Origin of the sequence: Halonotius terrestris (assembly GCF_006861665.1) — an archaeon.
GTDB lineage: Archaea > Halobacteriota > Halobacteria > Halobacteriales > Haloferacaceae > Halonotius > Halonotius terrestris.
In genome coordinates this window covers 70,687-79,124 of record NZ_RKLU01000007.1, presented here as the reverse complement: position 1 = coordinate 79,124, position 8,438 = coordinate 70,687, and the positions used below count along the sequence as shown (strand labels likewise).

7 protein-coding genes and 2 pseudogenes are annotated in these 8,438 nt (G+C 57.0%); 6 read left to right on the top strand and 3 right to left on the bottom strand.

The features are described 5' to 3' along the window. Window positions 1-17: 17 nt before the first annotated feature. Window positions 18-896 (bottom strand): annotated as a pseudogene (locus EGH24_RS12840) (restriction endonuclease); the annotation flags it as partial. Window positions 897-1,033: 137 nt separating this feature from the next. Between EGH24_RS12840 and EGH24_RS12835 the strand changes: the two are divergent. The 6 genes and pseudogenes from EGH24_RS12835 (at window position 1,034) to EGH24_RS12815 (ending at window position 4,881) form a co-directional block, all read left to right on the top strand. Continuing rightward, window positions 1,034-1,480, top strand: coding sequence for a hypothetical protein (locus EGH24_RS12835; protein ID WP_142980528.1), 447 nt, complete (start codon window positions 1,034-1,036; stop codon window positions 1,478-1,480). After that, window positions 1,477-2,031, top strand: a complete 555-nt coding sequence (locus EGH24_RS12830) for a DUF6166 domain-containing protein (protein ID WP_142980527.1) — start codon at window positions 1,477-1,479, stop codon at window positions 2,029-2,031. Before EGH24_RS12835 ends, EGH24_RS12830 begins: the two co-directional genes overlap by 4 nt. A 78-nt stretch (window positions 2,032-2,109) precedes the next feature. Next, entirely contained in the window at window positions 2,110-2,796 is a 687-nt protein-coding gene (locus tag EGH24_RS12825; protein ID WP_142980526.1) for a DUF6166 domain-containing protein, read from the top strand. Continuing rightward, the gene (locus EGH24_RS15795; protein WP_255511576.1) at window positions 2,796-2,927 is read left to right on the top strand and encodes a hypothetical protein; all 132 of its coding nucleotides are present in this window, start codon (window positions 2,796-2,798) and stop codon (window positions 2,925-2,927) included. The genes EGH24_RS12825 and EGH24_RS15795 overlap by 1 nt, the downstream gene beginning before the upstream one ends. Then, the gene (locus EGH24_RS12820; RefSeq protein WP_142980525.1) at window positions 2,924-3,589 is read left to right on the top strand and encodes a hypothetical protein; all 666 of its coding nucleotides are present in this window, start codon (window positions 2,924-2,926) and stop codon (window positions 3,587-3,589) included. The genes EGH24_RS15795 and EGH24_RS12820 overlap by 4 nt, the downstream gene beginning before the upstream one ends. An 86-nt stretch (window positions 3,590-3,675) precedes the next feature. Further along, window positions 3,676-4,881: pseudogene (locus tag EGH24_RS12815) on the top strand (hypothetical protein). Between the two features lie 61 nt (window positions 4,882-4,942). On the opposite strand, the gene EGH24_RS12810 reads toward EGH24_RS12815, so the two are convergent. Together EGH24_RS12810 and EGH24_RS12805 are read right to left on the bottom strand one after the other, a co-directional pair. Next, window positions 4,943-7,519 carry a DEAD/DEAH box helicase gene (locus EGH24_RS12810; RefSeq protein ID WP_142980524.1) on the bottom strand — a complete coding sequence of 859 codons (2,577 nt, stop codon included), beginning with the start codon at window positions 7,517-7,519 and terminating at the stop codon, window positions 4,943-4,945. Next, window positions 7,519-8,436, bottom strand: a complete 918-nt coding sequence (locus EGH24_RS12805) for a HamA C-terminal domain-containing protein (protein WP_142980523.1) — start codon at window positions 8,434-8,436, stop codon at window positions 7,519-7,521. Before EGH24_RS12805 ends, EGH24_RS12810 begins: the two co-directional genes overlap by 1 nt. Window positions 8,437-8,438: the final 2 nt, after the last annotated feature.

The window sequence follows — 8,438 nt, the reverse complement described above, 5'->3', positions numbered from 1 at the left end:
CGTCACGTACAACAAGACGTGACGTTATTGTCGCCGGTGTAGGTCACCGTCGTCGTGTGGTAATCCTGGAGGCGGTCAACAGCCCACTCCTTGTACTTCGTTTGGGTCTGGCCGAACCGTCGTTCGTCGACGTCGTCGAATACCTCGGTAAACTGCCCGGTATCGAGGGGGACCGTCGCGTGGAAGTTCTCGGTGACCAGCGTCGCGACTTCGTCGTCGGCCACCTTCGGATGGCCGCGCTCAGCGTGGACAACGAACTGTGTGCGGTCGTTGATCCGGTGGATGACACCGACGGAGGTCTCGAAGACAGCGTTCGTGTCGGCGGTGATCGCAACCACTGGTCGGAACGTCACTTGCGAGTGCGGCACCGGCAGATCCGCGGCCCCGATGTTCTCGATGTCGCGGAACGCCTCCTGGACAGGTGCGTCGACATCCGCCGCCGGATCGTACGGTCGGAGCGTCTCGTCACAGAGGATCTCGATGCGCCCGTTGTAGAGATCGAGACCGATTTCGTCGGCGATCTCCCGAAGGTCCTCGCCGTCGATCAGCTCGATGGGATAGGGATCGTCGTTCCGCTGGAGCCGGTCAGCGTACTCCTCGGCAGGGTTCGTAAATCGACCTGTGGTGGCGACCATCCCTCGCTTCGGGCCGTCGAAGTCGAACGTCGCGATGGCCGAGTGCAGCTTCTGGACGACCGGCCGGCCGACCGTCCCGGTGTGCTTGCACTCGACGATGATCGCCCGTCGCGTGCCGTCGACAACCTCCTCCATGATGACATCGCGCCCCTCGTCGGCCGTCCGCTCGGCCTGGCGGACGTTTTCGTAGCCGAGGTTCCGGAAGACATCCTCCATCAAGTCCTCGAACTCGAATCCCGAGAGGTCGTCCAGTACAGCCATCCGAATGTAATTGGACAGTATCTTGCTATGACTATATACGTTGCCGACGGTGGCGACGAAGTCGCGACGACGTGAGCGCTGGTGTTGTTGTTCGTCCCGCAAGGGGTGCGGGACGACACATCCGTCCCGGGTAACCGATGAGTTCTGAGAGCAACAGCGAGAGCGCCCCCGACAACTGGTGGTTGCAACGCCGAACAGATAACGACCATTTCGTGTTCGCCTACGAGTTCTCGAAATCCGTCCTCTGCCACGTCCAGCAATCCTCGGACTGGCTGGTCCGGGTCGATCGAGCCGATGGGACGATCCTCTTCAGCCAGCACGACCTCCGGTCGCGAGAAGCGGCGTTCGACCTCGCCGAGAGCGTCATGGAGCTCTGTACGATGCTCCATCAGGAGGTCGTCACGGAGCGAAGTCAAGCGCGAAAGCCGATGTACGTCGGGCCCCGACCAACCGGAGCCGCGAGGACAAGCAGTCAGGGAGCCGGACGCAGTCCAGATACCGCCCGTCGGCCGTCGGATTCCCGGCCCCGCCAGCCCCCGACGCGACCACGAGGCTTGGACCATTGGGAGGGTGAGTTCCGATGACCGGCGGCCGAGCGTACCGCGGTAAACGCTGTATGGGTGGACAGCTGGTGTACACGCCCGATGGCGACGTGCTGGACAAGCACCTCCACGTCCTACGCCGCGCCCCTGGCGGGTTCGACTGGGGACCAGAGGCTGAGGAGGCCCGCATCGATCAACTCGCGATCGCGCTGCTGGCCGATTCAGCGACGAAGAACATCGCGCTCGATCACTACAAGGAGTTCGCGAAGTACCTGCGTGAAGAGCTCGAGGGAGACGAATGGCGGCTCCCGACCAGCGACATTTCGGCCGATACCTGGTCGCGAGACATCAACGTCGCTGATGAGACGCCCTCACCGGAAGACGTCGACATCACGGCAGTCGATTTCGACGAGATGACCTTCGCGGTCGAGCGAGCGCTCTGCGAGCAGCACGACATTAGCATCCACCAGAGCGTCGACAACCGCCGCGAGGCACTGGAAGAGTCCCGCCAGGCAGTCCAATCAGAAACTACCGACTCGGAGGAGTCACAGACCGACACCGGCGGGTTCGAGTTCCCCGCAGCTAGCCAGTAGGGACGGTGAGGGCGTTTCCGGCTCTGTTTGTAGAACCCCCGAGAGGGGTGCGGGGGTCACCACTCCCGCAACGTGCCAATGAACGGGAACGCACGACGTCCCACGTCAAGCGGAATCGAGACAGAAGCGCTCGCTCACCGTCGCGACGGCCCCGTCGAATACGTCGGCTTTCGCGTCGACGGCCACGCCGTCGTTCTGAATCTCTCCGAACACCAGCGTCTCACTCCTGATCGAAGTCTCGATCTGGTCAACCACAGCCCGACAGGCTTCGAGTGGGGATACGCTGGAAGCGGGCCCGCACAGCTCGCCTGTGGGCTCCTCCTCGACTACTACAACGACGCCCAGGTCGCGAGAGAACACTACATCGGGTTCCGGAATTGCGTGATCAGCCAGATCGAGTGTGACGGCCCGGCGGCGTGCTGGCACCTCACCGGCGAAGAAATCGACGCGGCGATGGCGACGATCGCCGACGACGTCGTCGCCCTTCCCGACGGTGGGGGGCCGTCACCGACACTCCCCGAGAACTGGCGAACGGTCACCCGCCCTGACCGGCGAGTCTTCCAGCGGGCTGATCGCGACCACTACATCGTGCTCGGCGAGGGAACCGACGGCTGGCTGGTCGTCCTCTGTAATCAGGGCGATCGCGCCTATCCGGCACCCCTGGCGAGCCGGACGGTTTCGGACGATGCCGATGTCGAGCAGGCCATCCGGGCCCTAGTCGACGAGAGCAACAACCTCATCGAGCCACCGGAGGGGGAGTGCTGATGGAGACAATTCGGCTGTCACGAGCCACCCACCAGCTGCTCGAACGCGGGGTCGAGGCGCTCGAGAAAATCGGTCGCGAACTGGAACGGTACAACGACCGGCAAGAGCAGACTGACGGCACCGACTCGTGACTCAGACACGTTCTCCCGGCCAGCGGCGGAGTACCGGGTTCCAGTACACGCGCACTCCCGAGGGGTGCTCGTGTCCCATTCATCGCGACGGCCAGCCGGTCACGGCGCCGCTCGGCCTGCGGTTCGCAGAGCGCGTCCATATCGAATCGATCCCGCGGCACGTCGCCGGCGCGATCTACGAAGCCCATCATTCCTATATGGACAGTGTCCCCCGGACGAACCTCGTTCATCACGGGCTCTGTTACCAGGACCAGCTACTGGGTGCGATTACGTGGCGCTATCCGCTGATTCGCTCGCTGGAGTACGACGGGACGCGATACGAGGGTGACGAGATCGTCGAGGCAGCACGGATCTGCATCGGCGTCGACTTCCCGAATCTCGCCTCCGCCGCGCTCGCTCGGTCGATGGAACGGTTCGTGCGTCGGCACGGCCGGCGGCGAGGCATTCGGCTTCTGCTGACGTTCGTGCGAGCTGACTTCGACGGCTCGATGATCAAAGCACTCAGAGACAAGGGCTGGGACTGTGCCGGGAAAACCGAGCCCGGACAGGCAGGTAACCGGCCCGACAAGCAAATCCGAGAGCGGCCGAAGTGGCGGTTTCTCTGTGAAGTCGCAGCTGAGTCGGAACGGGAACAGACCTCACTCGCCCGGTGGTTTGGTTAACCAACGAATTACCCCCACTCTTGGCTCAGTGTTGGTTAACGTGGTGTTGTTGTTGCGCCCGGGAGAGGGGCGCAGGGCGCGAGACGATGCAGGCGGCCGTCGATGAGCGTTCCTGCGTCGAGGTGACTGAGATGAAAGACCCAGAGTCGAGAATCATTTTCGCTGGCGTCGATGGACGTACCAACACCGAACTGCCCGAGTGGTACCGACAGCGTCACGGGGGCGATGACTCCGTGAGCTTCGCCGAGGCGATCCGTGACCTCCCGCAGGCCGTCGAGACGACCGTGGCGTATCAGAACCCCTTCACCGACGAGTGGGTTGAGACGGAGCGGTTCAACGCGCTCGTCGAGCCGAGTCGCGCTCGGAAGCAGGCCCGAGATGGGGACGCGGAGACGGACCCATTGTTCCACGTGCCCACCGACTCGTACGCGATCATCAATCCTGTCGACGTGTACGGCCCGCTGGAGGAGGTCCTCCGCGAGGAAACCATCGACGGGACGCCGCTCGNNGANNTNNNNTTCGGCGAGATTCGGCAGTACCGCGGCGGCGGCGAAGTCCACATGGATATTATGTTTGACGGGCTGGAGGTGACGCTGCCCGGCCGCAACGACCCGATCACGATGGGCGTGACGACGGGCTACGACTTCTTCGGCGANNNNGCNGTNTACGTNGAGGGGTTCGCTCAGGACGGCTATTGTTCCAACACGATGCGGTCGCTCACCGACAAGGAGATCATCAAACACGTCGGCGACGTGCGGAACTTCCGAACCTGGTGGGAGGAGATTCTCGCACAGGTCGAACTCGTCGCTGACGACCTCTTCGAGTTCATCCGTGACGCCCAGGACATCGATCTCGACTTCTCCGATCTCCCGTTCACCGTCACGGAGTTCTACAGTTTGCTGGGCTTCCCGGACTACCTGGCCGAGCGTGCCGCGAGTGATGCGGAGGCCAACGCTGTCTCCCCCGTCGATATCGATATGTGGACGCTCCACTCCGGCGCGACGTACGCGCTCACACACTTCTTCCAGGGCAAGGAAGGAGCGTCGCTGGACGGCTACGTTCGCACGGCCAACGACATCCTGTTCAACCCGGAGGGCACCATTGAGCGCGTCGGGCGAGCCTACGAAGAGCAGCTGGGGACGGAGGGCGATGATGAGTCGCAGGCGTCGCTTGCCGGCGAGAATGCGCTCGCGAGCATCGAGCGCGTCAGCGACGATCTCCAGGAGAAGGTCGACCAGTTCGAGGAGCGTGAGGATGCTCTCCGTGAGCGGTTCCAAGAGGCGATGGGGTAGGACCAGTCTCCGTAGCTATCTATGAAAATGTTCCTGAACCCGTATTCGGGTGTCGGGTAATCTAGAGAACCCCCTGAGATTGAAGATGTCGAGTGAAGAATTCGGGAATCTTCCCTCGGCGATTTTCAAGGAAATCTTCGACATCATCAACGCCTGGCGGGATTCCTAACTGCAGCGCGACCGACCGATCTACACCTTTCGACATAAGACGTAGCTCCCCGAAGTTCATCGACCCCATCTCCAGCATCTGGTCGAAGTTGCTTGCCCACTTACCCATCTCGTAGTCGGACTCTTCTAGCATATCCACCAGCATCCCATAATATTTGACCAGAACAAATCGAACGTCGTCGTTCACGAGGTCAAGGATCGTTCTGATACACTTACTCAAGCCTTCATCCTCAACGCTTGCTTGCCTAGAGTCGATCATAGAATTATACGTCTCTCCCCGAAGCCACTGATTTGCAACTACTACGATCGGCTCCAGTGCCCCGTGCTTGGTTTCTCGGTTAGGAGGATCAATCCCGTATTCATCATCCTTAGTGAATTTGAATACCTGGTTCAATTGCTGAGTAATCCGCATAAGTTTATCATAGCTGTATTCTGTCGTATTCTCACCAATTACCCACCTTTCCGGATTCTGCATCACCAGCCGGTAAAGCGTGTTCTGCTCAATAGGATCGACAGTTGGGTTCCGTCTCAACAGTTTCTCCGGGATTTCAATGTCTTCGAGAGTCCGCTTGAGTTCGTCTTTCGCTGAGGAGATATCTGAGTCCGAAAGCCCCTTGTTGGAGAGATATTCGTCGACATCGTAGTCGGATTTGAGGTATCGAGAACGAAGAAGAACGGACGTGTACCGCGTCGAGGCGTCTTTGAGCTGCCGAAGATCGTTGCTGCCGAGCGCGGTGATGAGTTCGTTCGGGTTGTCTGTAGCCTGTGAGGTAGCCGGGGTGACCGATTCCTCCGTATCGCTATCCAATTTCTCATCCACCCATTCGTCATCTTCGGCTTCAACGCAATAGATTGAACCGTACAAGCGGGAATCAACGCGGCCGACCCGGCCAACGAGGTTCTGGAAGTCGAGTTCTGATAGCTCATCGTCTCCGCGATATGCACTAGTCAAGAAGATTTTCTCCGCAGGGAGGTTTACCCCCTCTAGTAGAGTGGAAGTACAGACGATTGTGTCTAGCCCAACCTTCGAGCGATAGAGGTCCTCTATCTCTTCCCTCGCAATCTTCGGAACTCGACCGTGGTGGAAGGCTACTCCCTTTTGAAGATGGTCGATAAGTGGATAGTCTTCGTGGATAGCGTTCTTCAGAAATTCGGTGAGATCATCGATTCTCGCAGATGTTATCTCGCGGTCTCGATTATTCGCGATAGCATCGGCCCGATCCTCGGCTAGATTAGTTTTGCTAGCATATACCAAGTTTTGACTATTCTGCCCATATTCATCGATGATGGTAGTCAGCGCTCTAGTCTTGCTGCTGTTGACCGTAGTATATGTGAGGTCATCTGGTTCGGCTATCGTGAACTCTAATTTCTCTCCAGAAGGACTGTACAGGATAACCTCAACCATCCGCCTAGAGCCGGACTGGTTTTTGGCTCTCTTGAACCGCATAATTGCCTTCATCTGAAGGACCGGTGTAAATGCGGTTTTGATTTGCACGACCTCCCGATCTGTCAGACTGCTCAGAGTGTCCTGTGGCTCCTCTAGATAGGGGCCTGCAGCGACGATTTGAGTGTCTGGCCAAGATTCGCTGAGTAGTTGAATGATATCCTCAAATAAGACGCCTCTCTGCCCGTCCTGGACGTTTTGGATCTCATCGAAGAATATCAGGTCTGGGTCAATTCTCGCTCTGGTGTCCTCATCGATAAGCCGCAGACATCGCTCAGGAGTAACTACTAAGAACGAATTCGAATCTGTTTCCAGGTCTTCTGATTCTTCCTCGAAATATGCGCCTGTTCTGACCTCAATTTCTTGATCTCCGTCTAGATCGTCGTTAAGGCTGGAGAGCTTTTCACTCACCTCCGCAATGAGTGCTCTAGTCGGGACGACGTAGATCGCTTCGAAACTATCCTCGCTTTCGAGCTCTCTCTGAATATATTTCCGAAGTATGAATGACTTCCCGGATGACGTCGGCCCGGATATCGCGATATCTTTCCCAGCCTGAAGCGCATTTAGGATATCCCGCTGGAAGGATGACAGCACAGTCCCGTCTCCTAGTTCGTGCTGCTGGAGGTCTGAACTCAGTTCGAGGCTCAATGCAGAGTCAAGGGAAGAAATGAGCCTCTCCTCGAAGCTGACATCGACCTGTTCTCGCCGAACAGTATTGAACGTTTGAAGATTGCCGATACGAGAGAGGACGATATAGAGATACCGTTCATACATCTCCTCGTCATCGGTTCCTCGCTTCTCAATATATGCGAGAATCGCGAAGGAAAGAGCTTTAGACTGGTGTTCCTCGTCATCGCTGGAAGCAAGGAGTGATGCCACCCAAGCACTCTTTTGGAGTTTACTTTCCGAATTCTGATCCCAACGATAATCAGTAACGCCGAGATCATTATAGAGCAGATCTTTTATCAGTGTATCGAGACAGTCATTGAAGAACTCCAGATCAGCTGCGTTTTCGTATGTAGACATTAGTGGTTCGTTGTCCAAGGATAGATAGCCGCTTTGACGTTCTCGACAAACCGATCTTTGTCCTCGAGTGGGAGGAAAAAGAATGTCAACCAGTGCTTTCGAAGATGACTGTAGTCACCCTCCAGAGAGTCGGTTACTTTGGAGAGTAAGTCAGTATCCTCGATATGGTTTTGAAGCTGGTCTACTAGTTCCTGATCGTCGTCGACCGGCTTTGTCTGGAATTCCTCCAGTTCATCATCCTCATATCCGACGAAGATGGGATGCAGCATTTGGTAATCTTGTGATTCCCCTGTGAAAAGGGATGAAAGCAGTTCGATCTTCTCTTTCGAGAGATTATCGCTGGGATTACCCATAGCAACCGTTAACTCGTGCTGGTTCCGGAGTTGGCTATCTTCTCCGTGGAATCGATCTGTGCTGTCAAGAGCTTCCTCAATCCCGTCATCCAAGTCGGTATACATCTTCGCCTCACCAATTCCCAACGTTGGGGATCCTTCGTATTCCCCGAAGAAGAGACCGTCAGAGCCCTTTACTTGGTCAGTTGGATTCTGTTTCCATCCAAGCTTGTGCGACATCATAGGGATGTCAAGGAAGCCTTCAACCATTGTAAATAGAATCAGCTCCCCCCACTTGCCATCCATCTTAGCATCTTCCCTGTAATCTGAGAGCTGCTGCGCTTCAAGATGTGGACGTTCGGACTCCCGAATATCTTCTTTCGACAGCGCAAAGAACATGAATTTGTTTCGAAGAAAATTCACAAAGCTGTCATAATCTAGGGTTCCGTAACTTGGACTGACGATGAAAGAGGACGCCTTAATCTTGTCTTCACGCCATTCACCGGCATCAGAGAGGTTATTCAGTAATTCTGACTCCTCGATTACGGTGTGCTCTGACCAAGGAACTTCTATTTCATTTTCCATTT

Excerpts from the sequence above, each read along its gene's own strand:
- EGH24_RS12810 (WP_142980524.1), bottom strand. The coding sequence starts at position 7,519 with ATGTCTACATACGAAAACGCAGCTGATCTGGAGTTCTTCAATGACTGT.
- EGH24_RS12805 (WP_142980523.1), bottom strand. The coding sequence starts at position 8,436 with ATGGAAAATGAAATAGAAGTTCCTTGGTCAGAGCACACCGTAATCGAG.
- EGH24_RS12835 (WP_142980528.1), top strand. The coding sequence starts at position 1,034 with ATGAGTTCTGAGAGCAACAGCGAGAGCGCCCCCGACAACTGGTGGTTG.
- EGH24_RS12825 (WP_142980526.1), top strand. The coding sequence starts at position 2,110 with ATGAACGGGAACGCACGACGTCCCACGTCAAGCGGAATCGAGACAGAA.
- EGH24_RS12830 (WP_142980527.1), top strand. The coding sequence starts at position 1,477 with ATGACCGGCGGCCGAGCGTACCGCGGTAAACGCTGTATGGGTGGACAG.
- EGH24_RS15795 (WP_255511576.1), top strand. The coding sequence starts at position 2,796 with ATGGAGACAATTCGGCTGTCACGAGCCACCCACCAGCTGCTCGAACGC.